The organism is Bacillus sp. CBEL-1 (assembly GCF_004348885.1).
Classification (GTDB): domain Bacteria; phylum Bacillota; class Bacilli; order Bacillales; family Bacillaceae_H; genus Priestia; species Priestia aryabhattai_A.
Window position 1 is genome coordinate 1,127,936 of the sequence record NZ_SBIM01000013.1, and the last position, 25,705, is coordinate 1,153,640.

The following is a 25,705-nucleotide window of genomic DNA, read 5'->3' on the forward strand; positions in this document are numbered from 1 at the left end:
TTCTATTTCACTAGTGAAACGATTTTTTGTGCGCCGTCTGCCATTGACTCAGCCGCTGTAATATTCAGCCCTGATTCTTGAAGAATCTTCTTACCTAGCTCTACGTTTGTTCCTTCTAAACGCACAACTAATGGTAAGCTTAAGCCAACTTGTTTTGTTGCTTCTACAACACCAGTTGCAATTACATCACACTTCATAATTCCACCAAAGATGTTAACGAAAATTCCTTTTACATTTTGGTCAGATAGAATAATTTTGAACGCTTCTGTTACTTTCTCAGCTGTAGCGCCGCCCCCAACATCAAGGAAGTTAGCCGGGTCTCCGCCATAATGCTTAATGATGTCCATTGTCGCCATAGCAAGGCCAGCACCGTTTACCATACAACCGATGTTTCCATCTAATGAAATATAGCTTAGGTCATATTTAGATGCTTCGATTTCTTTTGCATCTTCTTCATCTAAATCGCGATATTCTAAAATATCTTTTTGACGATATAATGCGTTTGAATCGAAATTTAGCTTCGCATCAAGAGCCATTACGTTTCCATCGCCTGTTACAACAAGTGGGTTGATTTCAGCGATTGAACAATCTTTTTCAACAAATACAGTATATAAACCAGCCATAAACTTAACTGCCTTACCTACTAATTCTTTTGGAATATTAATATTAAACGCAAGTCGACGCGCTTGGAAACCTTGTAAACCAATCGCTGGATCAATGTATTCTTTGAAGATTTTTTCAGGAGTTGCTTCCGCTACTTCTTCAATCTCCGTACCACCTTCTTCAGAACCCATTAATACAACTTGAGAAGTTGCGCGATCCAATACTAAACCAATATAGTACTCTTTCTTAATATCGCACCCTTCTTCAATAAGTAAACGCTTTACTTCTTTCCCCTCTGGACCTGTTTGATGCGTAACGAGCGTTTTACCTAAAATATCTTGTGCATATGTACGAACTTCATCTAAGTTTTTCGCTACTTTTACACCACCCGCTTTTCCACGTCCCCCAGCGTGGATTTGCGCTTTAACCACTGAAACTTGAGATCCAAGTTCTTTAGCAGCTTCAACTGCTTCTTCTACACTATATGCTACTTTACCATTAGGTACTGCTACTCCATATTTTCTTAGGAGTTCTTTCCCTTGATACTCATGGATATTCATTTCCCATCCTCCTAACGTAATCAACCAATAAAATAGACTGCGCTTTCATTGTATAAAAATAATTGTCTAGTTGTCTACTACTCAATTAAAAAATATTAAAATAATTGGAAAATTATTTTTTCTTCATCTCTTTGTCTAGCTGATAAACAATGCCAAAACAAAAGCCACCACTTCATGCAATTCGCTTGGAATCTGTTCATAGATAGTTAACTTACTTACCGGATTGGAATAATGATTAAACGCTTTCTGTGAGATGGAGAGTGTTTCATAAGTCCAACCTGTTCGTACACTTGTTATGGTAACTGATGCATCATGCCAAAACCTTCATGAAAAGATTTTGGCATCTTGGCTAAGAATATAGCTTTCACTCCGCCTTCCTTTAAGGTAAATAAGTGTGAAGCTACACTTAATACATCTTGCTACCCTCTAACCTCAGAAAACACTTTCAGACGCTGTAGCATTCCGATAGGCTTCTCCATTATGGAGAGGCGCTTATAACTAATCAACAGATGCTTTTGCAAACGTTCATTTTAAGCACAGCTAGTCCCGAAAAAAATTGATTCAATTAGTTTTCCAAGTATTATGACCAGGTGATGAAACAAGTTGTTGAAAATCTGAGATTTTTACCATTCTTCTGTCTCTTTACCAATTATATTTTCTCTTTAATAGGTGCAAAAGAACGTCGATGTTCCTTTAAAACCCCATAGCTATCAATTGCCTCTAAATGTTGCTTTGTTCCATACCCCATGTGTTTTTCAAATCCGTATTCAGGATGCTTTAATGCCAATTCCTTCATCATTCGATCTCTTGTCACCTTCGCAATGACGGAACTTGCAGCGATAGAGATGCTTGTAGCGTCACCTTTAATAATAGACTCCTGTGGAAGATCAAGTGGGAGAGTCATAGCGTCAATTAATAGTGCTTCAGGCTTAACTGCTAAACCTTCAATCGCTTCCATCATCGCTGTTTTTGTTGCTTGATAAATGTTTAATTTATCAATAGTTGCTGCATCTACGATTCCAACACCAACTGCTACTGCTTGCTGACAAATTATTTCGTAAAACTCTTCTCTTTTGGCTTCTGATAACTTTTTAGAATCCGTTAATCCAGGTAAAAAGAACTCTCTAGGTAAAATAACTGCCGCAGCCACAACCGGTCCCGCTAAAGGTCCTCTTCCTACTTCATCAATTCCCGCGATAAACTTTACACCTTGGTCATATTGTTTGTTTTCGTATGACATCATTTGATAGAATTGCTCTTTTAAGCGCTCAGAGGCTTGTATTTGTTTCTTTCGTTGAATAACAGCTTGTTGTACACCCTTGCGTTCATCCTGCTCATACTGTGCGAATACAGGGTCTTTAAGACTGTCAATTTCTTGGAGCGCTTGTTTAATATCACTAATTTTCTCTTTCATCTTTCTCTCTCCTCACTATCGTTGATATCGACTGTGCTTTTGTTGTTTTCAATCAATAAAAAAGCCGCTCATTACCTTATTGAGGTAAAAAGCGACTTGAAATTTTTTACAGCTTACTCTTCTGAAGAAAGCTCGGCTGGATCATCAAACGTTAGCATTCCCAGTTTATCCGTTCGGATCTCTCTCAGCACCAGTTCGGCTGTTTTATCATAATCAACCATTCCACCGCTCATAATACAACCTCTCTTTGATGCAATTGCATCAAAAAGCTCAACAATATCCTCTGGTATCTCTTCAAGACCATAGCGTTCTTTCAGATTAACGGGATAATAGCGAGAAAGGAAGCGAAGTGCATAAACACAAATATCTTGCATGTTAACAATCGTATCTTTAATTGCACCTGTTGTGGCTAATTTATAGCCTACCGTTTGATCTTCAAACTTCGGCCAAAGAATTCCTGGAGTATCTAAAAGCTCCAGCTCACTTCCAACTTTAATCCATTGCTGTGCTTGGGTCACACCAGGACGATCGCCTGTTTTAGCAATCTTTTTGCTTGCTAATCGGTTGATAAGCGTAGATTTTCCTACGTTTGGAATGCCAACAATCATCGCTCGAATTGCGCGAGGTTTTTTAATTCCCTTTGCTTTCATTCTCTCAAATTTCTCATGTAGAATTTCTTTAGACAAAGAGACAATTTGTTTCATCCCTTTTCCTGCTTGTGCATCAATCGCTAGGGCTTGTACACCTTGTTCGCGATAATAGCGTAACCATTCTTCCGTCATACGCGGATCCGCTTTGTCTGTTTTATTTAATAAGACAATGCGAGGCTTATTTACAATAATCTCATCAATCATTGGATTTCTTGATGATTGTGGAATACGAGCATCTACCAGCTCATATACAATATCAATTAATTTTAATTTTTCCGTTACTTGACGTCTCGCTTTTGCCATATGTCCCGGAAACCATTGTATCGTCATGTTCTACTCACCTTTTATCAATTACTACATTCTTTAGTTAGATAGTCTAGCTTCAGATAGCGGCCAATAAACTAAGCTTGTTTTTCCAAGTACTTGATCCATACTTACAAATCCAATTTGTCTACTATCCTTACTGTAGCGGCGATTATCTCCCATTACAAACAAATGTCCTTCAGGTACTTCTCCTTCACCTGTCAAACCTTCTAGGGTAAAATCTTCTGTTAAGTTACCATCAATAACTTCTTTTTTATATTCATCAAGATATGGCTCTTCATACGGCTTGCCGTTTACATATAAAACATCATCACGGTATTCAATATGATCACCAGGCAGGCCAATAATTCGCTTTATGTAGTCTTTTTGTTCATCTGCATGAAAGACGATAATATCGAAGCGATCAGGATCCCCAATTTTATACGAAAACTTATTTACAATCATTCGGTTCTGATCATGTAGCGTCGGCATCATTGATAATCCATCTACTACAATCGGCGCAAATAAAAAGTAGCGAATAACTACAGCTAATAAAACAGCAATAGCAATGGCTTTAATCCATTCAAAAAATTCATTTTTTCCTCGGGCCATTCTCAGTCCCCCAACCTTTATATACTACATCTTTTATTGTATCTGAAAGTTACTGAAACACCTAATAATTATAAAAAAAGATTTGAAAAAAGGAGCTTGTTTAACAAGCTCCCCTTCACGATTATCGAATTTCTTTAATACGCGCAGCTTTACCACGTAATTCACGTAGGTAATAAAGTTTCGCACGGCGTACTTTACCACGGCGCATTACTTCGATTTTTGCAATTTTTGGCGTATGAAGTGGGAATGCACGCTCTACACCTACACCGTAAGAGATCTTACGTACTGTAAATGTTTCGCTGATACCACCACCACGACGCTTGATAACAACACCTTCAAATACCTGAACACGTTCACGGCTACCCTCAACGATATTTACGTGTACACGTACAGTATCACCAGGACGGAACGTAGGAAGATCAGTTTTAAGTTGTTCTTTTGTAATTTCTTCGATTAATTTTTGCATCGCGTGTTTCAACTCCTTCCAACAGACGCTCATAACAATGCTTATAGATCATTGCAGCGGAACATCGTTATAAGTGACAAAAGCCTATCAGCTCAAGCCACAAGATTTATCTTAGCACACTCTCATTGCGTATGCAATAAGAGAAATTATTTTTCTGTATCTTTTAAACTACATTGGGAACTCTCTGCCTTATTCACTTTCTTCATTTTTTAGTTCAGCTATTATTTTCTTTTGCTGTGAAGAAAGCTCAAGCTGTTCTAGCATATCTGGCCTTCTTATCAACGTGCGCTTGAGAGACTCTTTTTCGCGCCATGCTGCAATTTTTTGATGGTCACCACTCATTAAGACGTCAGGGACCTTAAACCCTCTAAAATCAGCTGGACGCGTATAATGCGGGTGTTCTAGTAACCCTGTGCTATGCGAGTCTTTTACAGCCGAATCCTGATTCCCTAATACACCTGGCAATAGGCGTACTACGCTGTCAATTACAACCATTGCTCCTAGTTCTCCACCCGTTAACACATAATCACCGATTGAAATCTCATCAGTTACAACGTGCTCACGAATTCGCTCGTCATATCCTTCATAGTGACCGCATACAAAAATCAGATGTTCTTCCTGCGCTAGCTCCTCTGCTTTTTTTTGCGTATAGCGCTCTCCTTGTGGACAAAGTAATACAACGCGTGGCTTAGAACCTTTTGTCAGCGCGTCCACCGCGTCGAAAACCGGCTGAGGTGTTAAGACCATGCCCGCTCCGCCGCCATATGGATAGTCATCAACATTTTGATGCTTGTTTGCTGAGTATTCTCTAAAGTTCACCACGTTTAATTCTACAGCCTGCTTTTCTTGCGCTTTTTTTAAAATAGATTCACCAAACACTCCTTCAAACATTGAAGGAAACAAAGACAGGACATCAATCTTCATCAGTCTAATAACCCTTCCATTACCGTAATCATAATTTCTTTCTTTTCAATATTAATTTCCTGAACAACTTCGTCGATATAAGGAATTAAAATCTCTTTTCCACCTTTTCCTTTTATAACCCACACATCATTTGCACCAGGAGTTAAGATTTCTTTTATCTTTCCAAGCTCTTGACCTTCGTCTGTTTTGACGATACAGCCAATAATTTCATGAAAATAAAACTCACCGTCTTCAAGCTCAGACAATTGATCTTCCGATACTTTAATCATGCTATTCTTAAATTTCTCAACATCGTTTACATTTGGATATCCCTCAAATGATACAAGGTCAAAATTTTTATGCTTTCTATGTGTAGCAACAACCACTTCAACAGGTTCAACTTGCTTTTCCTGAAACAAATAAAGTTTGTTGCCTACTTCATAGCGTTCCTCTGCAAAGTCAGTTGTTGAGATAATGCGTACTTCACCTTTAATCCCGTGCGTATTAACAATTTTACCTACTTTAAACCAATTATCCATTGTTCACCTCTATCGAATTTCAACGACAATGCCGTCTTTAATTACAATCTCTTTTTTTTGCTTTATATTGTTCCAATTATCACCGATTTTCACTTCAAGCAATGAATCCATTTCCGATTCAACAAGCTCACTTCCTAGTGCCAAACGCTCTAGCTGCTCGATTTGAAAATCAATGACGTCTATTTTTTCAAGTCTGGATGAACGCTCTTTTTCAAACTGGGTATGAAGCAAAGATGATTGAGTTTTTTTCGTTTTCTCTATTTGTTTAAGTTGAAACTTAAGCTGCTCTAACTCTTTTTGCAGCTCGATTTTTCGCTGCGAGAAACGATTATGCAGTAACGCCTTGCTGCTTTCCGTCACAACTTGCTTTACAACAACCTTTTGAATAATTTGCATCAAACCCCTCCTCTTCATCCTACGATTCTTATTAAACCATTTCTATCTGTCATTTGAGAAGTACTTACATAAAAAAAAGGGGGAGGTTATCCCTCTCCCTTTTTTTCACTCTTGAATTTTCACATGCACTTTTTTATCTAATTGCGATGCCGCCGCAGAGACAACAGTCCGAATGGCTTTGGCAACCCGCCCTTGCTTTCCAATAATCTTGCCGATGTCTTCTTTGTGAACTTCAATGAAGTACGTCACTTGATGTTCTTCACTTACTTCTTTCACTCGAACTTCATCTGGATAATCAACAAGTGGCTTAACAATTGTTTCAATTAGTGATGTCATCGCGAGTATAATTATTTTCCTAATTTAGCGTTATGGAATTTCTCCATGATGCCTTCGTTAGAGAAAAGGTTACGTACTGTATCAGATGGTTTTGCACCATTTTGTAACCATTTAAGAGCTAACTCTTCATCAATTTTAACTTCAGCTGGTTGAGCTACTGGATTGTAAGTCCCAACTACTTCGATGTAACGTCCATCACGTGGTGAACGAGAGTCTGCTGCTACGATACGATAGAAAGGAGATTTTTTAGCTCCCATACGTTTTAAACGAATTTTTACTGCCATTTTTAAAGCACCTCCGAATATGTTTCAACAAGATAATATAATATCAAAAAGATAAAATGTTTGTAAAGGTTTTTTTCTTAACAGTATAAAAAATATTTTATTCTGTTTATTTTTACAACTAAATTTAGTAAGAAATTAAGAGAAGAAAGGTAATTTCATGCCTTTTTTCTTCCCTTTAGACATGTTTGTCATCTGCTTCATCATTTTCTTCATGTCTTCAAACTGCTTCAATAGTCGGTTAACCTCTTGAACCGATCGACCGCTACCTTTTGCAATTCGTTTTCTTCGACTAGCATTAATGATTTCAGGATTTGTTTTTTCAGCTTTTGTCATAGAACGAATAATCGCTTCTACATGACTAATTTGCTTTTCATCTACCTGTAAGTTCTTGAGACCTTTCATTTTATTAGCACCTGGAAGCATGCCAATAAGTTCATCTAACGGCCCCATTTGACGAACTTGAGCAAGCTGCTCTAAAAAGTCATCAAATGTAAACGACTGCGTACGCAGTTTCGCTTCAAGCTCTTTTGCTTTTTCTTCATCTACGTTAGCCTGCGCTTTTTCAATTAACGTAAGAACGTCTCCCATTCCTAAAATACGAGAAGCCATACGTTCCGGATGGAATGCATCAATTGCATCCATCTTTTCACCCAAACCAACAAACTTAATCGGTGTATTGGTAACCGCACGAATTGATAAAGCCGCACCACCGCGCGTATCTCCATCTAACTTCGTTAACACTACACCTGTTAAGCCAAGCTGTTTATTAAAGCTATCAGCTACGTTTACAGCATCCTGACCCGTCATTGCATCGACAACAAGGAAAATTTCATGAGGGTTCGTCAGTTCTTTAATTTGCTCTAACTCTTCCATTAAATTTTCATCTACGTGCAAACGTCCAGCTGTATCAATTAATACATAATCATGATGCTCTTCTTTGGCGTAAGCAATGGCCTGCTTTGCAATTTCAACGGGACTTACTTGATCTCCCAGTGAAAACACAGACATGCTTAACTGCTTTCCAAGCGTCTCAAGCTGTTTAATCGCCGCAGGGCGATATACGTCAGCTGCCACAAGCAATGGATTGCGGTTATGTTTCTTACGCAGTAGGTTAGCTAGCTTACCAGTTGTTGTCGTTTTACCCGCACCTTGAAGCCCTACCATCATAATAACCGTAGGAGCTTTTGGAGCCACTGCAATTTTGCTTTGCTCGCCGCCCATCAGTACTGTTAATTCTTCTTGTACAACTTTAATAACCTGTTGACCAGGCGTTAAGCTTTTTAATACGTCTTGACCTACTGCACGCTCACTTACGCGCTTAATAAAGTCTTTTACTACTTTAAAGTTTACATCCGCTTCTAAAAGGGCTAGGCGTACCTCACGCATCATTTCCTTAACATCTGCCTCAGTTACTTTCCCTTTTCCCTTTAGCTTTTGTAACGTGCTTTGCAAACGGTCGGCTAATCCTTCAAATGCCATATATGCCGCCCCCTAATCTAATTTCTCGAGCGAATCAAGAAGAGAAGAAAGCTTGCTGTTTGTTTCAAGTGCGCCTGTCAGTTCATTTTTTAGTTGTTGAACAATTGATTGACGCTCTTGAAACCTTTGAAATAACAATAGCTTTTCCTCATATTGTTCAAGCATTTGCTCTGTACGTTTTATATTATCATAAACTGCTTGACGACTCACATCAAATTCCTCTGCTATTTCACCTAGGGAATAGTCATCTAAATAATAAAGAGACATATAACTTCTTTGCTTTGGTGTAAGCAACGCTTGATAGAAGTCGTATAAAAAGTTCATTCGCGTCGTTTTTTCTAACATACGACCGCCCCCCCTTGTTAAGTGAAAAGCCTTTACATGTCTTTAGTTTACAAAGAACCAATTAGAATGTCAAGTTTTTTCCTTAACAGCAAAAACGCGACGAAGAAAGGCTTCATCGCGTTTTTTAATTAACTGTTTTGCACTTCATCTTCTACCGCATTAGCAAATAAGCCATAGATGTATTGCTCCGTATCAAACGGCTGAAGATCGTCCATCTTTTCCCCTAACCCTACGAATTTCACTGGTAAGTTCAGCTCGTTTCGAATAGCCAATACAATACCACCTTTTGCTGTACCATCTAGCTTTGTCAGCACAATTCCTGTTACGTTTGTTGCTTGTGAGAAGATTTTTGCTTGACTAAGAGCATTTTGTCCAGTTGTTGCATCCAACACAAGCAGCACTTCATGCGGAGCTCCAGGAACCTCACGTTCAATCACGCGCTTTACTTTCTCCAGCTCCTTCATTAAGTTCACTTTATTTTGCAAGCGACCTGCTGTATCACATAATAAAATGTCTGCTTTACGAGCTTTTGCCGACTGGATAGCATCGTACATTACAGCAGCTGGATCTGACCCAGCCGATTGCTTAATAACATCTACTCCAACGCGCTCTCCCCACACTTCTAGCTGCTCGATAGCGCCTGCACGGAACGTGTCGCCAGCTGCCATCAGGACCTTCTTGCCTTCTGACTTAAATTTATGGGCAATTTTACCAATCGTTGTTGTTTTCCCTACACCGTTAACACCTACAAATAAAACAACGGTAAGGCTATCTTGCTGCATGTTAAGATCCGCTAGCTGCTCTTCACCTGACTCATAGATATCAATTAATTTTTCAGAGATAACTGCTTGAACTTCTTGAGGATCTTGAATGTTCTTTCGTTTTACTTCATCTTTTAATTCGTCAATTAAATCCATAACAGTGGAAACGCCAACATCTGCGCTAATTAGAATTTCTTCTAGCTCTTCAAAAAATTCTTCGTCCACTTTTCGATAGCGAGAAACTAAATCGTTCACGCGTTCTGAAAACGAATCGCGTGTTTTTGAAAGTCCATCTTTAAACTTTTGAGTAACGGAATCTGTTTGGTTCGTAATCTTTTCTTTTAACCGCTTAAAAAAGCTCATGTTCTAACACCCTTTCTATTAAGCATATTGCTTTGAATCTTCTAAACGTACGGATACCAGCTTTGAAACGCCTGACTCTTGCATAGTTACGCCGTAAAGCACGTCTGCTTCTTCCATCGTTCCTTTACGATGCGTAATGACGATAAACTGAGTTTGCTCACTATAACTTCTTAAATACGTGGCAAAGCGGTGCACGTTCGCTTCATCTAAAGCTGCTTCTACTTCGTCTAACACACAAAACGGTACAGGTCGAACCTTTAAGATAGAGAATAGAAGTGCAATAGCTGTTAAAGAACGCTCTCCACCAGAAAGAAGTCCTAAATTTTGAAGCTTTTTACCTGGAGGCTGAGCAATGATGTCAACTCCAGTGTTCAACAAGTCTGTCGCATCCGTTAGCTTTAGCTCTGCTTTTCCTCCCCCAAATAGAGACTGAAATACATGATTAAACTCTTCACGAATTTGATAAAACGTATCAGAAAAACGCTTTTTCATCTCTTCATCCATTTCTTCAATAACTTGATAAAGCGTGTTTTTAGCTTCATCTAAATCATTCTTCTGGCTGCTTAAGAACTCATAGCGTTCGGCCGTCCGTTCATATTGTTCAATAGACCCGATGTTCACTGTACCAAGCTCTTCAATACCAAGCTTAATAAGTTTGATTTTTTTACGGGCTTCGTCAATTGGAACCGTAAGCTGATACGAAGCTTTTGCTGCTTCAAAACTCGTTTGATATTCTTCATTCAGCTGATGTAAACGACTGTCTAACTCAACGTCAATGCGGTTTAATTTTACCTCTTCGTCTTTTAATGCATTTGTAATTTGCTTGTGCTGACGATGTAGTTCTTTGACAAAGCGTTCTGCATCTTCTAGTTTATTTTGTGATTTTAAGCGTTCAGCGCGGCAATCATCCATTTTCTTCAAAGTCTCTGCTTTTTCTTTAACTTTTTCTGCAGCTGCTTCTTCTAGAGAAAGCTCTCCAGAATCATTTGATGTCATCTCATTCGCTAAAAGAGCCAAGTCTTCTGTCACTTCTTCTAAGCGCTTCGTTGTTTGATTTAACTCAAAGCAAATACGCTCATACTTTTCACGCTTATTTTTAAGAGACTGTTCTTGTCCAGCAAGCTCTACTTTTACTTCGGTTAGCTTCTGGCGCACCTCTTCTCGTGACGTTTGTTGCGTGCGCTTACGATGGGTAAGTTCTTCAATAACTACCTCTAGTTCCAAGGTCTGTTCTTTTGCTTCGTCTAGCTGCTTTTCTAATACTTGAATTCGCTTAACCAAATGCTCTTGATCACTTTTAAAGCTGACCATGTCTTGATCGTACATGGCTAATCGATCATTTACTGCTTGCTCTTCAATTTCTACTTGCTTCACATCTCGATCCAGCGCTTTTTCTTGCTCTTCTAGACGCTTAACAAAAGACTGTTCTTTACCAATCGCTTGCTCCAACTCTTCAATCATTTCTCTCTTAGCTTTCACATTTTTTTCAAGTTGAAGCGTTTTTTCTTCCATTTCTTTTAGCTTCGCAGTAATTGTTTCAAGTTCTCGCTGACGCCCCAACAATGAATTGGTCTTTTGCTTAACCGACCCACCTGTCATGGATCCGCCTGGATTCACGACGTCTCCGGTTAAAGTAACAAAGCGGTAGCGATGCTGGATTAGCCTAGCAAGCTCATTTGCTCCTTTTAAATCTTTTACAATAATAACCGTACCAAGCAAGTTTTCTGCGATACTGCGATACTTTTCATCATATTTTACAAGCGAAGAAGCAACGCCCACAAACGTATCATGACTTTCAATTAACGAAATGGTTTGCGGCGGTATAAATCGCGAACGTACGGATGTTAATGGCAAAAATGTAGCTCGCCCGTAGTGATTTTGCTTTAAAAAGCTAATTGCTTGTCGCGCACTCTGTTCATCAGACGTCACAATATGCTGAGTTGCACCACCCAGCGCAATTTCAATCGCCGTCTCATACTCTTTTGGCACGCTAACTAATTCAGCAATAGCTCCTTCAATTCCATAAAGCTTCTGACTTCTCGCTTTTAAAATTTCCTTTACACCATGAAAATACCCTTCATAGTCCTCTTGCATCTCTTCAAGCATTTGCTTTCTAGATTTTGTTTGCTGGACATATTGATAGGCTTGATACAGGGTTGACTCTTGCTTTCGATATTCCTCTCGCAAGGAATCTAACTTCGCAAGCTGCTCTTTTAACTGGCGCATGGAATCCTGCAATTCTTTTTGAAAGTTTTGCAGTTTATCAATAAGAGCGCCTTTTTTCCGTTCAAGATCCGCTCGTTGCTGAACATATTGCTCGTTTGCTTTTAAAAGCCTCGCTTCTTTTTCAGACGTTTGATGCTTTTGCTGCTCAAGAAAAGCAATCTCATTTCGAGAAGCTGTCTGTGCATTTGCCAACTCAAAATATTCGCTTTTTAACTGCTCTAGCTGTTCATCCAAGTTTTCACTATACGTCGCAAACAAACGCTCTTGTTCGGCTACTTCTTCACGCGTTTTAGCAACGTCGTTTTCAAAGTTAGTTAATTCATTTTCTTCTTTTTGCTTCGCTATCACAAGCTCTTCTTTTGTTTGAGTATATTCTTTTACAAGTCGCTCTAACTGCTCTTTATTTTGCGAAGCATTCTTTTTACGCTCTTTTAATACTTCTTTCTTCCCTTCTAGCTTTTCAACTTCTTCACTAACAAAAAGAAGGTGTTTATGTAGCGCATCGATTTCTTCATCCGCGCGCTGAATATACGCGCGTAAACGATTAATCTCTTGCTCACGCTCTCCAACGTTAGCAGAAAGCGATTGCTCCATTTGCTGATGAGACGCTATATCTCTCTTCAGCACTTCCCACTTCCCATGAAGCTCTTCAATTTCAAAAACTGTTACTTCAATGTCAATTTGTTCTAATTCTTCTTTTTTCTGCAAATAATCTTTTGCAATGGAAGACTGTATTTTTAAAGGCTCTAACTGCCCCTCGATTTCATGCAAAATATCAAGTACCCGATTTAAGTTTTCTTGTGTTTCAATTAATCTTAACTCAGCCTTACGTTTTCTCGTTTTATACTTTAAAACGCCCGCTGCTTCTTCAAATATTTTACGGCGCTCATCTGGTTTACTGCTGAGAACCTCTTCAACTTTCCCTTGACTAATAATAGAAAAAGCTTCTCTTCCCAAACCGGAGTCCATAAATAAATCCACTATATCTTTTAAACGGCATGGCTGGTTATTAATAAGAAATTCACTATCGCCTGAACGGTTTACTCGTCTGGTAATACTTACTTCATGATAATCTAGCGGTAGAAACTGATCGTCATTTTCTAGCGTAATCGTTACGTCTGCTACGTTAACAGCACGTCTCGATTCACTTCCTGCAAAAATAACGTCTTCCATTTTTCCGCCTCGCAGTGACTTGGCAGACTGCTCACCCATTACCCAGCGAATCGCATCTGTAATGTTACTTTTACCACTACCGTTTGGCCCTACAACTGCTGTAACCCCTGGTACAAAGTCAATCGATACTTTCTGAGCAAATGATTTAAAGCCGGTAATATCTAAACGCTTGAGGAACATATAGATTCCCCCTTTTCCTTATTTTCATAGTAAATCCCCCTTTGCAATAATCACTTATTGCTTGGGGGGATTGGTTCCTGCATTATGCTAATAATCTCTTTTACTTTGCATTCGACGCTTTTATTTTTGAGATGGCTACTTGAGCAGCTTTTTGCTCAGCTTCTTTCTTAGATCTTCCAACTCCAACGCCTAACTCTTCACCATTAAGTGATACGCGTGACATAAATTCACGATTATGAGCTGGTCCTTTTTCTTGTAGTACTTTGTACTCCAGCTGACCAAACCCGTCTCGTTGAATAATCTCCTGTAACTGACTTTTAAAATCCATCACATGAGAAAAAGCACCCTCATTAATTTTCGGGAATACAACTTTTGTTAAAAATTGATTTACTGTTTCAATTCCTTTATCTAAATACAATGCACCAATAAATGCTTCAAACACATCTGCCAATAAAGCTGGACGTTGACGACCACCCGTCATTTCTTCACCTTTACCAAGCAATACTAGTTTACCAAATTCGAGCTCATTTGCGAAAGTCACAAGAGATGGTTCACACACGACCGCTGCACGTAACTTTGTTAGCTCTCCTTCGCTCATCATTGGGTATTTTTTAAATAGAAATTGTGAGACAGTCAACTCTAACACGGCATCCCCTAAGAATTCTAAACGCTCATTGTCTTCATGAGGTTTTTTACGATGCTCATTCACATACGATGAATGTGTAAAAGCTTGAAATAAAAGCTTTTCATTTTCAAACGTCACGTTGATTTCTTCTTGAAACTGCTTAAAGTTTTTCACTACTTGAGAATTATTTTTTCGGTCTCGATTCGAATAATGTTTAGGCATAAAATACCTCCGCTTAACAGCCACAATTAGTTCATAATTTTTTTCATAACATAACCCATTATAAAACGACGTATCCTAAAAGATACACCGGATTTTGAAAAAAAACTTATTTTTTTCAAAAATAACGCAAAAAACACAGAAAGCCCCGCTATTAACGGGGCTTTTAGTGATACAACAGAATTAAACTTGACTCTGTATGTAATTAACCGCATCTCCAACAGTTGCGATTTGTTCTGCTTGCTCATCAGAGATTTCCATGTCAAACTCATCTTCAAGCTCCATTACAAGCTCAACTACATCAAGAGAGTCAGCACCTAAATCTTCTTTGAAATTAGATTCTAATTTCACTTCGCTTTCATCTACACCAAGACGATCAACAATGATTTTTGTTACGCGCTCTAGTACTTCTGCCATTGTTCTTCACCTCCCCTCAAGTCATTATAGTAGATTTCCTTTTAAAATACTATGGCTGAATAATAAAGTTTGTCAAAATCCTTACTTTTCAATTCTTTTAAGATATTACATAACCATTCCGCCGTCAACATGGATGGTTTGTCCCGTAATATAGCGACTAGCGTCTGTAGCTAAAAAAGAAACTACATTAGCAACATCTTGTGGATCACCAAAGGATGCAAGTGGAATTTGTTTTAGCATTTCAGATTTCACTTCTTCTGGAAGCTCATCCGTCATATCAGTTGCAATAAACCCTGGTGCCACTGCATTTACTGTAATGTTACGGCTTGCAAGCTCTTTTGCAGATGTTTTCGTTAACCCAATTACACCAGCCTTAGCAGCTACATAGTTTGCTTGTCCTGCGTTGCCACTAACCCCCACAATGGATGAAATGTTGATGATTCGTCCATGACGTTGTTTCATCATTTGGCGAGTTGCTGCTTTCGTGCATAAAAACACGCCTTTTAGGTTTGTTGATAAAACATCATCCCACTCATCTTCCTTCATTCTCATTAGCAGGTTGTCCCTTGTAACACCAGCATTGTTTACTAAAATATCTAAAGAGCCAAACGTTGAAATTGCTTCTTTAATCATGATTTGAACAGAATCTGCATCCGCTACGTTTGCTTGAACTGCAATGGCATCAGTCCCATAGCCTTTAATTTCATCAACAACCTCAAGCGCTTTTGCTTCGCTACCTGCATAGTTTACAACTACTTTGGCTCCTTGCTTTCCTAATTCAAGCGCAATCGCACGTCCAATTCCACGAGACGCTCCTGTAACAACCGCTACTTTTCCTTCTAACATTTTATTCTGCCCCTTTCACTGCTTCAATCGTTGCTTGCAACGTTTCAACATTACTTACTGAATAAACCGTAGCACGGCGATTTACCTTTTTCACAAGCCCTGATAAGACTTTTCCTGGACCAATCTCAATAAATGTATCTACGCCTTCAGCAAGCAATAACTCCACCGTTTCTTGCCAGCGAACTGGAGAATATAATTGTTCAATTAATAGTGCTTGTACAGCTTCTTGTTGTATTGTTGGCTGGGCCGTTACGTTAGCTACAACAGGCACCTTCGCATCTTGAAATGTCATCGTACTAAGCGTATCTTGAAGCTTAGCAGCAGCTGGTTTCATGAGATTAGAGTGGAACGGTCCACTTACATCTAAAGGAATCGCTCGCTTCGCTCCTTTTTCTTTTGCAAGCTCACTCGCTTTTTCAACACCTTCTGCTGTTCCAGAAATGACAATTTGACCTGGACAATTAATGTTAGCTAGCTGAACTGAGAATCCTGAATCTGTAATTTGATCCGTTACAGTCTTTAGCTCTTCAGCACTCATTCCTAAGATAGCTGCCATTGTTCCTTGACCAGCAGGAACAGCCTCATCCATATAGCGTCCACGCTTGTTTACAGCAACAACAGCATCTTCAAAAGACATTACTTCAGCTGCGACTAACGCACTGTATTCTCCCAAACTATGACCTGCTACATAATCAGGTGTAATTCCACTCTTTTTAAACTCATTTAAAAGCATTGTACTAGCAGTAACAAGAGCAGGTTGCGCATGATACGTTAATGTCAGTTCATCTTGTGGACCTTTAAACATCAGGTTTGACAATGAAAAGCCTAGCACTTCATCTGCCTTTGAAAGAAGTTGCTTTGCCTCTTCAGATTGGTCATATAAGTCTTGTCCCATACCTACGGCTTGTGAGCCTTGGCCTGGAAACATAAAAGCTATTTTCCCCATTCTTATTCTCTCCTCGTTTATTCGTTATTTTCTTCACTTTCAACGGAAGCTTGAATGGTAGAAGATACGTTATTTTCTACCATATTTACGGTTTGCTTAATTGCATTAAAGATGGCCGTAGCGTCTGACGACCCATGAGCTTTAATAACCGGCGCATTTAGTCCAAACAGGCCTGCGCCTCCATACTCGCTATAGTCCATTTTTGCTTTTAACCCTTTAAGCTGAGGCTTTAACACGGAAGCAGCTACCTTGCTTTTAAAACTACTCGTTAACTCTGTTTTTAGCATTGAAAATAGTGAGAGTGCCGTTCCTTCTATTGTTTTCAACGCAACATTACCCGTAAAACCATCCGTTACCACAACGTCTGCAACGCCGTTTAAAAGATCGCGTGATTCTACGTTCCCGATAAAGTTAATATTGGTTTCTTGAAGCAGTTTAAACGTCTGCTTTGTTAATTCATTACCTTTTTTCTCTTCCGTTCCAACGTTTAAAAGACCAACTTTAGGTGAATGAATCCCCCTTACTTGCTCCGCGTATACCGAGCCCATGATTGCGTATTGAACAAGGTGCTCAGGTTTCGCATCAACGTTAGCTCCTACATCTAGCATTAAGAAACCTTTACCATCCAAAGTTGGCAGTGTTGGAGCTAGAGCAGGACGCTCAATTCCTTTGATACGACCAACAACAAATAATCCAGCCGTCATTAAAGCTCCCGTGTTACCTGCAGAAATACACGCATCTGCACGCCCTTCAGCTACTTCAGTAGCCATGAGTACCATTGATGCATTTTTCTTTCTACGCACTGCACGAACTGGTTCATCTGTCGCTTCAATTACTTCTTCAGTATGAAGAATTTTAATACGTTCTGGATTTGTTAGGTATTTCTTTATCTCAACTTCATTACCAACAAGTGTAATATGTAAGTTTTCAAACTGTTGAATGGCTAATTCTGCACCTTCAATAACCGTTTTGGGAGCATTGTCCCCTCCCATAGCATCGATTGCTATTTTCATGTTCTTTCTCATCCTTTAACTTTATTTATCAGATGTAGATCGGTACATATTAAACGTTCCTGAAAACACCTGCTCTTGCCCTACAAAACTGTTTACCTCTACGATTGTTCGGGTTTCATCTGTAGACAGAACCTTTGCTTTTGCTATCACACGCTCATGGATTTTTACGGAACGATGATAGCGAATGGTAGCTTCAATTGTTAATGCTAATTCGTCATTAATAACCGCTACTGCAAGTGAGTTTGCTTGAGCAAACAAGTGATGTCCTCTTGTAATTTGATTGCGCTGAAAAACGTGTTCTTCACGCACATCAAAGATAGAAATAGCCGATTGGTCTAACTCAATATCGATAATTTCTCCAATTACTTCTTCGATAGGTAAAGAACGCACTTCATCTTCTAATTTCTTAGAAGCTACGTATTTAATTCGCTCGCGTAATTCAGGGATAGACAATTCTAGGCGGTCTAAGCGAATTGTTTGTACACTAACTGAAAAACGATCGGCTAATTCTTCATCTGTGATAAATGGATTCTCGTCAATTGTAGCTTTTAATAACAGCTGTCGATCTCTTTTATTACGCTTCATAACACACCATCCGAACTTTTAATACTAGGTACTAATAGCAGTATATAATTATTGCAATTGAAATGCAACATTTTTAGTAATGTTACATCTCAATTGCAACGCCTGTTCACTGACTACTAATCAAATTTTTCACCTGCTAAGACACCTGTCGCTTCCAAATAAGAACGCAGCAGCTGATATTGCTCATCTTTCCAAAACATCTCTGAATTAACAAGCTCAGCAGCATCTGTACGCGCTACTTCAAGCGCTCGATAATCGTGGACCATGTCCGCTATTTTGAACTCAGGCATTCCGCTTTGCTTTCGACCGAAGAAGTCTCCAGGCCCTCTAAGTTCAAGATCTCGTTCTGATAGTACAAAACCATCGTTTGTCTCCGTCATAATATTCATGCGTTCTTTTCCAACTTCAGACTTTGGATCTGCTAGTAAAATACAATACGACTGCGCGTCTCCTCTTCCCACTCGCCCACGGAGCTGATGGAGCTGTGATAATCCAAAGCGCTCCGCATCATAGATAACCATAACCGTTGCGTTTGGAACGTTCACTCCTACTTCAACAACCGTTGTCGAAACAAGAATTTGCACATTATTTACGCTAAACTCTTTCATGACCTCTTCTTTTTCATCCGGTGTTAAACGCCCATGCATTAGCCCCACATTCCATTGACCTTTAAAATATTGAACAAGGGTACTATGAACATCGATGGCATTTTGAACGTCTAACTTCTCTGATTCTTCAATCAGTGGACAAATTACATAGGCTTGTCGCCCTTCATTCAATTCTTTCTGGACAAATTGCAATATACGCTCTAGCATATCATGCTTTACCCAATACGTTTCGATTGCTTTTCGACCAGCCGGCATTTCATCTATGATCGACACGTCCATTTCACCAAAAGCAGTAATAGCAAGTGTTCTTGGAATAGGAGTCGCCGTCATAAACAATACATCTGGACTTTCACCTTTCTCACGCAAAACTCTACGCTGACCTACACCAAAGCGGTGTTGCTCATCTGTAATAACAAGACCAAGGCTTTTATACACTACTTCATCTTGGATGAGCGCATGAGTACCGACTAGCACATCTATTTCTCCAGCCTGCACTTGCTGCAGAAGCTCACGCCTTGCTTTTCCTTTAACCGAACCTGTTAATAATCCAACGCGTACCTGAACTTTTTCAAGCATGTTACTTAGAGATTCAGCATGCTGTTCGGCTAAGATTTCCGTCGGAACCATTAGAGCACCTTGATGCCCTGCCAATACCGTTGCATATAGGGCAACGGCAGCAACGACCGTTTTACCTGAACCTACATCTCCTTGTAATAGCCGATTCATTCGATACGGTGACTTCATATCGGCGGTAATTTCATTTACTACTCGTTTTTGAGCACCTGTTAACGGAAATGGCAGCTGATTTGTAAACTGAACCAAATCGCTGGATTGAAACACTTGAGACATGCCAGCCGTTTCTTCTCGTTCACGCTTTCGAAGTGCTTGCATCTTAAGCTGAAACAGTAAAAATTCTTCGTATACAAATCGTCTGCGCGCTTGTTTTAAATCGCCATGATCTCGAGGTAAGTGAATGGTGCGCACAGCATCTTCTCGCGTCATTAACTTATATCGTTCTCGGAGCGATAAAGGGAGCATATCTTCAATTTGACTTCCATACTGATTTAAAGCCAAGGTGATAAACTTACGAATCGCTTTTACAGTAAGCGTTGCTTTTGTGGAATAAACAGGCTCAATAGTTTGATTTTTTTTGAAAGGTGAAAACTGTAGTTCCTGAAGGGTAATCGTTTGACGGTGCTGATCCCATTTACCCGTCACTGTAACCGTTTGATCGATGTCAAGCTTCGATTTGTAATAGGGTCGATTAAAACATGTAACGGTAACAAGATAACGACCAACCAACAGGCGAAAGGTTAATCGAGACCGTTTTTTTCCGTAATAAGTAAGAGAGGGAACGCTGTGAACCTTTCCCTCTACCGTTACTTTTTCATCATGTTTAGCATCCGCTAAATCTTTTAGCTCATAGTCCTCATAGCGATAAGGAAAATGCTCAAGTAAATCTTGGACAGATTGTATCTTCATTTCTTCGAGAAGAGTCGCTGTTTCTTCTCCAATCCCTTTAATGGTTTTAATAGAAATTTTATTTAATTCATTCACTTTTATTTAATGCAATACCAAAGATCTTTGCTTCGAGCTCGCGACCTGTTGGTGTTGCCGCTAAGCCTCCTTGTGCAGTTTCTCGTAACGCTACTGGCATTGTTTGACCAATTCGATACATTGCATCAATTACCTCATCACACGGAATTCGACTTGTAACACCTGCTAACGCCATATCAGCAGCAATCATTGCATTCGCCGCGCCCATCGCGTTTCTCTTTACGCACGGTACTTCTACTAATCCTGCTACGGGGTCACATACTAATCCTAGCATATTTTTAAGCGTAATTGCCATTGCTTCAGCTGCTTGACTAGGCGTACCACCTGCCATTTCTACAATCGCTGCCGCTGCCATACCCGACGCTGACCCTACTTCAGCTTGACAGCCTCCTGCTGCACCTGAAATGGAAGCATTGTTTGCCACAACAAAACCAAATGCTCCTGATGTAAATAAAAACTCTATCATTTCTTCACGCGTGGGATTTAATTTATTTTTTACTGCAAATAACGTTCCAGGCACCACTCCAGCTGAACCGGCTGTCGGTGTTGCACAAATCGTTCCCATCGCAGCATTTACTTCGTTCGTTGCTACCGCTTTACTTACTGCATCTAAGATTAAATTACCAGATAAAGCATTTCCGCTTTCAATATACTTTTGTAATAAAACAGCATCTCCACCTGTTAGGCCAGTAACGGACTGGACGCCCCTTAATCCGCGCTCTACTGCTTCCTCCATTACCGTTAAATTGCGATCCATTCTTTCAAAGACCTGTTCACGGGTTAAGCCAGTAACCTCTACTTCTTGTTCAATCATAATTTCCGCTATTTTGACTTTTTTACTTTCTGCTAACTCTACTAATTCGGCTACATTTCGAAACATAGTATCCTCCCAATTTACAACATGATGTCATTCTATCTAAGCCACTATCATCTTACTAAACATTTATTTAAACGACAGATTATTTCCTTCTTCCCAAAAGGCATAAAAAACAGGATGCTACTCAACCATTCTTGTTACTTTAATAATATTCGGTAACCCTTGTAGCTCTTCAATTACTTCATCTTCAATGTTTGTATCCATTTCAATGGCCATTAATGCTACCTGTCCTTTTTCTTTTCGAGATACTTCCATATGACCAATATTAATGGAATGCTTCATTAATATATTCGTCACGGTTGCAATCGCTCCAAACCGATCGTTGTGTACAACAAGAATAGCAGGGTTCATCCCTGATAAATTCAGCTCAAATCCATTTAATTCAGTGATTTGAATTTTACCGCCACCAATTGATATACCCACAACTTCAATTTCTTTATCTCCATCAATCATGCGCACACGCGCTGTGTTTGGATGATCAGTAATGGCTGTTTCTTCAATGAACGTCACTTCCATCCCAGCTTGTTTAGCTAATGTAAGAGACTCAGGAATTCGAGGGTCAAACGTATCAAAATCTAATACCCCTCCGATAATCGCTACATCTGTACCATGGCCTTTATACGTCTGAGCAAAAGATCCATAAAGTGAGACAATGACTTTTTCTGGTTGCTTGCCAAACAGCGTTCTTGCTACTCTACCAATACGCGCAGCACCTGCTGTATGTGAACTTGATGGACCAATCATGATTGGTCCAATAATATCAAATACGGATTTATATTTCATGGTTACTCTCCCCCTGTAAAAAGGATATTAAACTTTGATGTTATCGCTATCATCTTATATGTTACTTGAGGTTTTCTATTTTTGGAACCCTAGAAATCCGTTATAATAAAGTTTTAAAATTCGAAATAATAAGCTAACATTTTTCTCTTTAGTTCATAATAAAAAAGCTGACTCTTTATTGAGTCAGCTTTTTTATTATGCCGCTTCTTTTGTTTCTTGTTCAAGCTCTGCAACTGTTTTGATGTTAAAGTTTTTAAACACAATCGAACCAATGTATCCAATAACCGCTCCACCAATTGCACATAGCCCTGCGCAGATTGTTACTTTTATTGGATCATTAAAGCCATACATTACCGCTAGACCTGCAATTGGAGTAGCTGTTCCTGTTGCATCGTTTACTAATCCAAATAAAGAAACAATAACACCAGCTACTGCTCCACCAACAAAATTCGTTGCGTAAATTGGAATAGGATTAGCCGATATTATATTAGCTTGCGTTAACGGCTCCACAGCTACCGAAATTGTGGTACGGCGATCTCCAAATTTTAAACGATCAAACAATACATAGTTCATAAATGACGAGCCGAAAACCGCTAGTGCTCCAATGGCCATTGGAAGACCCGTTAAACCAAGCATGGCTGTTAGAGCCATTGAGCTTAGAGGAGCTGTAGCTACAACCGTAATAACGCCACCTAGTATAATCCCCATTAGAATTGGGTTAGCATTTGCTGTTTCCCTAATAATGGAACCAATGTTTAGTAGTGTCGCATCCACTACGGGAGATATGCCTGTTGCAATTAAGCGCGTTAACGGCGCAATAATTAAAATTGCTCCTAATAAATCTAGACCCGCAGGTGCTTTTTTCTCTACTGCTTTCATAACAAAAGCCATGATATAACCTGCAAAGAAGCCTGGTAACAAACCTAAACCTGAACAGACAACTCCCATCATTAATGCATAAACAGGAGATACCCCTAGGGCTAATGCTACTAACGCAGCGGCAGCAACGCCACCCATACCACCAGCCGCTTCCCCTACTTCACCTAAAAATTTGATGTTTAATAAATCGCCACCGACATACAGTTGAAATGCTTCAACGAGAAACGCCGCAACGGCACCGCCTGCTAAAGCTCCCATAGCTTTCATCCCATACGGTGCTTTGTTACTGAAAAGCCAAAATAAAAATAAGACCAATAAAAGCAGTGCCGTACCTTTCAAAATCTCCATTGTAAATTCCCCCTATGCTGCATTCATCTTTACTTAAGTATTTACTTTAAAGTAACGCACGATGTACGTCACTTTAAAAATTATCACAATATAGTGAGCTTTTCAACCGAAATAACCTTTTACACGAACAAAAACAAACAAAAAGAATAAAACGTTCGTATTCTGTAAATTCTGACACTTTATACCCGATAAAAAAATGCAGGTTAGCTAAAAAAACTAACCTGCATTTTTATTATTCGATCGCAAAAATATACGAGTATAATGGTTGCCCACCTTTATGAACTTCCACTTCAACATCTTCAAATTGACTTTCGGCAAATGATACTAACTCATCCATTTCTTCATCAGCAACATCTTCGCCTTGCAAGATTGTAATGATTTCTGAGTCTTCATCAACCATATGCTGCAGTAACTTTTTAGCAACTTCAAGCTTTTCTGTATCCTTTACAACAATTTGCTTTTCAGCAATTCCCATAAAGTCACCTTTTGCAAGCTCTAGGCCATCAATATTTGTATCACGTACAGCATACGTGATTTGACCCGTTTTCACATGACTAAGTGCTTCCGTCATCGCTTCTTCATTCGTATTTAAATCGGATTGAGGATTAAACGATAGAAGCGCTGTCATTCCTTGTGGAACGGTTTTAGAAGGAACAACAGCAACGTGGTCTCCTACTACAGACGCAGCTTGGTTTGCAGCCATCACAATATTCCCATTATTAGGAAGAATGATGACTTTTTCAGCATGTGTTTCTTCAATTGCTTTGACAATATCTTCTGTACTTGGATTCATCGTTTGGCCACCTTCAATTACAACAGTGGCTCCAATACTTTTAAACAGCTCTGCAATACCGCTTCCCATTGAAACTGTCACAATACCGTATGGTTTCTTCTCAGCCTTTACAGGAGCAGGAGCTTCTTTCGAAACAATTTCGCTATGCTGTTCACGCATGTTTTCAATTTTCATTTTTATTAAGCTACCATAACGCTGACCATAGTTTAATACTTCACCCGGATGCTCAGCATGGATATGCACCTTTACGACTTCATCATCAGACACAACTAATAAAGAATCGCCCCATTTACTCAGGTCCTGACGAAATGTTTCTTCTGAGAATGCATGCTTTTCCATTTTGTCTGCTTCTAAACGAACCATAAATTCTGTGCAATATCCAAATTCGATATCTTCAGTGTTCATATGACTTTGAGCGTGCTTATGGTGTTCGGCGTTTACAAGCTCATTCATTGACGGGATTGCCAAAGGTACGCCGGGAAGCTTTTCACCTTTTAACTCGGCTAGAAATCCTTCATAGATTAACACTAGACCTTGTCCACCGCTATCTACAACGCCTACTTCTTTTAAAACAGGAAGCAATTCTGGAGTGCGATCAAGAGATGCTTTTGATGCTTTTAGCACTTCTTCCATAAACGGAATCATTTCTGGCTGCTTTTCAGCTACTTCAACGGCCTTTTTAGCCGTATCTTTTGCAACCGTTAAGATTGTACCTTCAATAGGCTTCATAACAGCCTTGTAGGCTGTTTCAACACCCACCTCAAGCGCATGTGCAAAATCTACAGTTGTGATAAACTCTTTTTGTTCAATCGCTTTGCCAAAACCTCTGAAAAGCTGTGATAAGATAACACCTGAGTTACCACGTGCCCCCATTAATAGTCCTTTTGATAAAGCTTGTCCTACTTGACCAATATGATTTGATACATTTCTTTTTACTTCTTTAGCACCTGATGTGATTGACAGGTTCATGTTGGTACCTGTATCTCCATCTGGAACTGGAAAAACGTTTAGTGCATCTACATAGTCAGCATTATTTGACAGATGCTGTGCTCCTTGAAGCACCATTTCTGCAAAACGTTTTCCGTTCAATGTTGTCATTGACACGAATCTTCCTCCTTAATTACACGTTCGTTACACGAACACCCTGCACGTAAATATTTACTGAGTCAACCGTTAGACCAACTGTTTGTTCTAGCGTATATTTCACTTTAGTCTGTACGTTATGAGCAATTTCTGAGATTTTCGTTCCATAACTAACAATGATATACATATCAATATGTACTTCATCATTTTCTTGCCTTACGATAATACCGCGTGTAAAGTTTTCTTTACGAAGAATGTCAGTAAGACCATCTTTGATTTGATTCTTAGAAGCCATGCCGATAATTCCATAGCAGTCAATAGCTGCCCCTCCAGCAATCGTTGCAATTACGTCTGTGGAGATATCAATTTGACCGTACTTAGTTTTCATTTCGATGGACATACTTTTTCCCCTTTCTATACATAGGCTAATAAATATTTTACTATAATCAATCTCTTTTTAAAAGAACATTCCCTAATTACCCAAATTTAACTCTCTTTATTATTGAACATACATTCAATTTATATGTCAAGGA

General features: G+C 39.3%; 26 protein-coding genes. All 26 read right to left on the reverse strand.

Going from position 1 to position 25,705, the window contains the following annotated elements:
- Positions 1–2: 2 nt before the first annotated feature.
- Positions 3–1,163: an ADP-forming succinate--CoA ligase subunit beta gene (gene sucC, locus EPL02_RS15680; protein WP_094912600.1), complete on the reverse strand. Its 1,161-nt coding sequence runs from the start codon at positions 1,161–1,163 to the stop codon at positions 3–5.
- 649 nt (positions 1,164–1,812) lie between these two features.
- Positions 1,813–2,577 carry a ribonuclease HII gene (locus EPL02_RS15685; protein ID WP_094912601.1) on the reverse strand — a complete coding sequence of 255 codons (765 nt, stop codon included), beginning with the start codon at positions 2,575–2,577 and terminating at the stop codon, positions 1,813–1,815.
- Between the two features lie 113 nt (positions 2,578–2,690).
- Positions 2,691–3,557: a ribosome biogenesis GTPase YlqF gene (gene ylqF / locus EPL02_RS15690; protein WP_094912602.1), complete on the reverse strand. Its 867-nt coding sequence runs from the start codon at positions 3,555–3,557 to the stop codon at positions 2,691–2,693.
- A gap of 33 nt (positions 3,558–3,590) precedes the next feature.
- Positions 3,591–4,142 carry a signal peptidase I gene (lepB, locus tag EPL02_RS15695; RefSeq protein WP_025909006.1) on the reverse strand — a complete coding sequence of 184 codons (552 nt, stop codon included), beginning with the start codon at positions 4,140–4,142 and terminating at the stop codon, positions 3,591–3,593.
- A gap of 121 nt (positions 4,143–4,263) precedes the next feature.
- Complete coding sequence (gene rplS / locus EPL02_RS15700) at positions 4,264–4,608, reverse strand: 50S ribosomal protein L19 (RefSeq protein WP_094912604.1); 345 nt, start codon at positions 4,606–4,608, stop codon at positions 4,264–4,266.
- A gap of 189 nt (positions 4,609–4,797) precedes the next feature.
- Positions 4,798–5,532: a tRNA (guanosine(37)-N1)-methyltransferase TrmD gene (gene trmD / locus EPL02_RS15705; protein ID WP_094912605.1), complete on the reverse strand. Its 735-nt coding sequence runs from the start codon at positions 5,530–5,532 to the stop codon at positions 4,798–4,800.
- Positions 5,532–6,050 (reverse strand): ribosome maturation factor RimM, encoded by a 519-nt coding sequence (gene rimM / locus EPL02_RS15710; protein ID WP_094912606.1) that lies wholly within the window; start codon positions 6,048–6,050, stop codon positions 5,532–5,534. The genes trmD and rimM overlap by 1 nt, the downstream gene beginning before the upstream one ends.
- A 9-nt stretch (positions 6,051–6,059) precedes the next feature.
- The gene (locus EPL02_RS15715; RefSeq protein WP_094912607.1) at positions 6,060–6,446 is read right to left on the reverse strand and encodes a YlqD family protein; all 387 of its coding nucleotides are present in this window, start codon (positions 6,444–6,446) and stop codon (positions 6,060–6,062) included.
- A 105-nt stretch (positions 6,447–6,551) separates the two neighbouring features.
- Positions 6,552–6,782, reverse strand: coding sequence for a KH domain-containing protein (locus EPL02_RS15720; RefSeq protein ID WP_025909011.1), 231 nt, complete (start codon positions 6,780–6,782; stop codon positions 6,552–6,554).
- An 11-nt stretch (positions 6,783–6,793) separates the two neighbouring features.
- Complete coding sequence (gene rpsP, locus EPL02_RS15725) at positions 6,794–7,066, reverse strand: 30S ribosomal protein S16 (protein ID WP_025909012.1); 273 nt, start codon at positions 7,064–7,066, stop codon at positions 6,794–6,796.
- Between the two features lie 135 nt (positions 7,067–7,201).
- Entirely contained in the window at positions 7,202–8,545 is a 1,344-nt protein-coding gene (gene ffh, locus EPL02_RS15730; protein WP_094912608.1) for a signal recognition particle protein, read from the reverse strand.
- Between the two features lie 12 nt (positions 8,546–8,557).
- Positions 8,558–8,890 carry a putative DNA-binding protein gene (locus EPL02_RS15735; protein ID WP_131888206.1) on the reverse strand — a complete coding sequence of 111 codons (333 nt, stop codon included), beginning with the start codon at positions 8,888–8,890 and terminating at the stop codon, positions 8,558–8,560.
- A gap of 128 nt (positions 8,891–9,018) precedes the next feature.
- On the reverse strand, positions 9,019–10,014 hold the full coding sequence (gene ftsY / locus EPL02_RS15740) for a signal recognition particle-docking protein FtsY (RefSeq protein ID WP_094912609.1): 996 nt from the start codon (positions 10,012–10,014) through the stop codon (positions 9,019–9,021).
- 18 nt (positions 10,015–10,032) lie between these two features.
- Positions 10,033–13,593, reverse strand: a complete 3,561-nt coding sequence (gene smc / locus EPL02_RS15745; RefSeq protein ID WP_131888207.1) for a chromosome segregation protein SMC — start codon at positions 13,591–13,593, stop codon at positions 10,033–10,035.
- A 100-nt stretch (positions 13,594–13,693) separates the two neighbouring features.
- Positions 13,694–14,440: a ribonuclease III gene (rnc, locus tag EPL02_RS15750; protein WP_025909017.1), complete on the reverse strand. Its 747-nt coding sequence runs from the start codon at positions 14,438–14,440 to the stop codon at positions 13,694–13,696.
- Between the two features lie 180 nt (positions 14,441–14,620).
- Positions 14,621–14,854, reverse strand: a complete 234-nt coding sequence (gene acpP / locus EPL02_RS15755; protein WP_025909018.1) for an acyl carrier protein — start codon at positions 14,852–14,854, stop codon at positions 14,621–14,623.
- Positions 14,855–14,959: 105 nt separating this feature from the next.
- Complete coding sequence (gene fabG / locus EPL02_RS15760; protein WP_131888208.1) at positions 14,960–15,700, reverse strand: 3-oxoacyl-[acyl-carrier-protein] reductase; 741 nt, start codon at positions 15,698–15,700, stop codon at positions 14,960–14,962.
- A 1-nt stretch (position 15,701) separates the two neighbouring features.
- Positions 15,702–16,646 carry an ACP S-malonyltransferase gene (gene fabD, locus EPL02_RS15765; RefSeq protein WP_131888209.1) on the reverse strand — a complete coding sequence of 315 codons (945 nt, stop codon included), beginning with the start codon at positions 16,644–16,646 and terminating at the stop codon, positions 15,702–15,704.
- A 17-nt stretch (positions 16,647–16,663) separates the two neighbouring features.
- The gene (plsX, locus tag EPL02_RS15770) at positions 16,664–17,659 is read right to left on the reverse strand and encodes a phosphate acyltransferase PlsX (RefSeq protein WP_131888210.1); all 996 of its coding nucleotides are present in this window, start codon (positions 17,657–17,659) and stop codon (positions 16,664–16,666) included.
- A 21-nt stretch (positions 17,660–17,680) separates the two neighbouring features.
- Positions 17,681–18,244: a transcription factor FapR gene (fapR, locus tag EPL02_RS15775; RefSeq protein WP_025909022.1), complete on the reverse strand. Its 564-nt coding sequence runs from the start codon at positions 18,242–18,244 to the stop codon at positions 17,681–17,683.
- A 116-nt stretch (positions 18,245–18,360) separates the two neighbouring features.
- Positions 18,361–20,409, reverse strand: coding sequence for an ATP-dependent DNA helicase RecG (gene recG, locus EPL02_RS15780; RefSeq protein WP_131888211.1), 2,049 nt, complete (start codon positions 20,407–20,409; stop codon positions 18,361–18,363).
- Positions 20,402–21,289: an L-serine ammonia-lyase, iron-sulfur-dependent, subunit alpha gene (sdaAA, locus tag EPL02_RS15785; RefSeq protein WP_094912616.1), complete on the reverse strand. Its 888-nt coding sequence runs from the start codon at positions 21,287–21,289 to the stop codon at positions 20,402–20,404. The genes recG and sdaAA overlap by 8 nt, the downstream gene beginning before the upstream one ends.
- Positions 21,290–21,406: 117 nt before the next feature.
- A complete protein-coding gene (sdaAB, locus tag EPL02_RS15790; RefSeq protein WP_094912617.1) occupies positions 21,407–22,069 on the reverse strand; it encodes an L-serine ammonia-lyase, iron-sulfur-dependent subunit beta in 663 nt (220 codons plus the stop codon).
- 195 nt (positions 22,070–22,264) lie between these two features.
- Positions 22,265–23,296, reverse strand: a complete 1,032-nt coding sequence (locus tag EPL02_RS15795; RefSeq protein ID WP_094910568.1) for a PTS sugar transporter subunit IIC — start codon at positions 23,294–23,296, stop codon at positions 22,265–22,267.
- Between the two features lie 232 nt (positions 23,297–23,528).
- Positions 23,529–25,193, reverse strand: a complete 1,665-nt coding sequence (locus tag EPL02_RS15800; protein WP_094910569.1) for a DAK2 domain-containing protein — start codon at positions 25,191–25,193, stop codon at positions 23,529–23,531.
- 16 nt (positions 25,194–25,209) lie between these two features.
- On the reverse strand, positions 25,210–25,572 hold the full coding sequence (locus tag EPL02_RS15805; protein ID WP_025909028.1) for an Asp23/Gls24 family envelope stress response protein: 363 nt from the start codon (positions 25,570–25,572) through the stop codon (positions 25,210–25,212).
- Positions 25,573–25,705: the final 133 nt, after the last annotated feature.

What these genes read in the sequence shown, in the direction of transcription:
- sucC (WP_094912600.1), bottom strand. Translation starts at nt 1,163, where the DNA reads ATGAATATCCATGAGTATCAAGGGAAAGAACTCCTAAGAAAATATGGA.
- EPL02_RS15685 (WP_094912601.1), bottom strand. Translation starts at nt 2,577, where the DNA reads ATGAAAGAGAAAATTAGTGATATTAAACAAGCGCTCCAAGAAATTGAC.
- ylqF (WP_094912602.1), bottom strand. Translation starts at nt 3,557, where the DNA reads ATGACGATACAATGGTTTCCGGGACATATGGCAAAAGCGAGACGTCAA.
- lepB (WP_025909006.1), bottom strand. Translation starts at nt 4,142, where the DNA reads ATGGCCCGAGGAAAAAATGAATTTTTTGAATGGATTAAAGCCATTGCT.
- rplS (WP_094912604.1), bottom strand. Translation starts at nt 4,608, where the DNA reads ATGCAAAAATTAATCGAAGAAATTACAAAAGAACAACTTAAAACTGAT.
- trmD (WP_094912605.1), bottom strand. Translation starts at nt 5,532, where the DNA reads ATGAAGATTGATGTCCTGTCTTTGTTTCCTTCAATGTTTGAAGGAGTG.
- rimM (WP_094912606.1), bottom strand. Translation starts at nt 6,050, where the DNA reads ATGGATAATTGGTTTAAAGTAGGTAAAATTGTTAATACGCACGGGATT.
- EPL02_RS15715 (WP_094912607.1), bottom strand. Translation starts at nt 6,446, where the DNA reads ATGCAAATTATTCAAAAGGTTGTTGTAAAGCAAGTTGTGACGGAAAGC.
- EPL02_RS15720 (WP_025909011.1), bottom strand. Translation starts at nt 6,782, where the DNA reads ATGACATCACTAATTGAAACAATTGTTAAGCCACTTGTTGATTATCCA.
- rpsP (WP_025909012.1), bottom strand. Translation starts at nt 7,066, where the DNA reads ATGGCAGTAAAAATTCGTTTAAAACGTATGGGAGCTAAAAAATCTCCT.
- ffh (WP_094912608.1), bottom strand. Translation starts at nt 8,545, where the DNA reads ATGGCATTTGAAGGATTAGCCGACCGTTTGCAAAGCACGTTACAAAAG.
- EPL02_RS15735 (WP_131888206.1), bottom strand. Translation starts at nt 8,890, where the DNA reads ATGTTAGAAAAAACGACGCGAATGAACTTTTTATACGACTTCTATCAA.
- ftsY (WP_094912609.1), bottom strand. Translation starts at nt 10,014, where the DNA reads ATGAGCTTTTTTAAGCGGTTAAAAGAAAAGATTACGAACCAAACAGAT.
- smc (WP_131888207.1), bottom strand. Translation starts at nt 13,593, where the DNA reads ATGTTCCTCAAGCGTTTAGATATTACCGGCTTTAAATCATTTGCTCAG.
- rnc (WP_025909017.1), bottom strand. Translation starts at nt 14,440, where the DNA reads ATGCCTAAACATTATTCGAATCGAGACCGAAAAAATAATTCTCAAGTA.
- acpP (WP_025909018.1), bottom strand. Translation starts at nt 14,854, where the DNA reads ATGGCAGAAGTACTAGAGCGCGTAACAAAAATCATTGTTGATCGTCTT.
- fabG (WP_131888208.1), bottom strand. Translation starts at nt 15,700, where the DNA reads ATGTTAGAAGGAAAAGTAGCGGTTGTTACAGGAGCGTCTCGTGGAATT.
- fabD (WP_131888209.1), bottom strand. Translation starts at nt 16,646, where the DNA reads ATGGGGAAAATAGCTTTTATGTTTCCAGGCCAAGGCTCACAAGCCGTA.
- plsX (WP_131888210.1), bottom strand. Translation starts at nt 17,659, where the DNA reads ATGAAAATAGCAATCGATGCTATGGGAGGGGACAATGCTCCCAAAACG.
- fapR (WP_025909022.1), bottom strand. Translation starts at nt 18,244, where the DNA reads ATGAAGCGTAATAAAAGAGATCGACAGCTGTTATTAAAAGCTACAATT.
- sdaAA (WP_094912616.1), bottom strand. Translation starts at nt 21,289, where the DNA reads ATGTTTCGAAATGTAGCCGAATTAGTAGAGTTAGCAGAAAGTAAAAAA.
- sdaAB (WP_094912617.1), bottom strand. Translation starts at nt 22,069, where the DNA reads ATGAAATATAAATCCGTATTTGATATTATTGGACCAATCATGATTGGT.
- EPL02_RS15795 (WP_094910568.1), bottom strand. Translation starts at nt 23,296, where the DNA reads ATGGAGATTTTGAAAGGTACGGCACTGCTTTTATTGGTCTTATTTTTA.
- EPL02_RS15805 (WP_025909028.1), bottom strand. Translation starts at nt 25,572, where the DNA reads ATGTCCATCGAAATGAAAACTAAGTACGGTCAAATTGATATCTCCACA.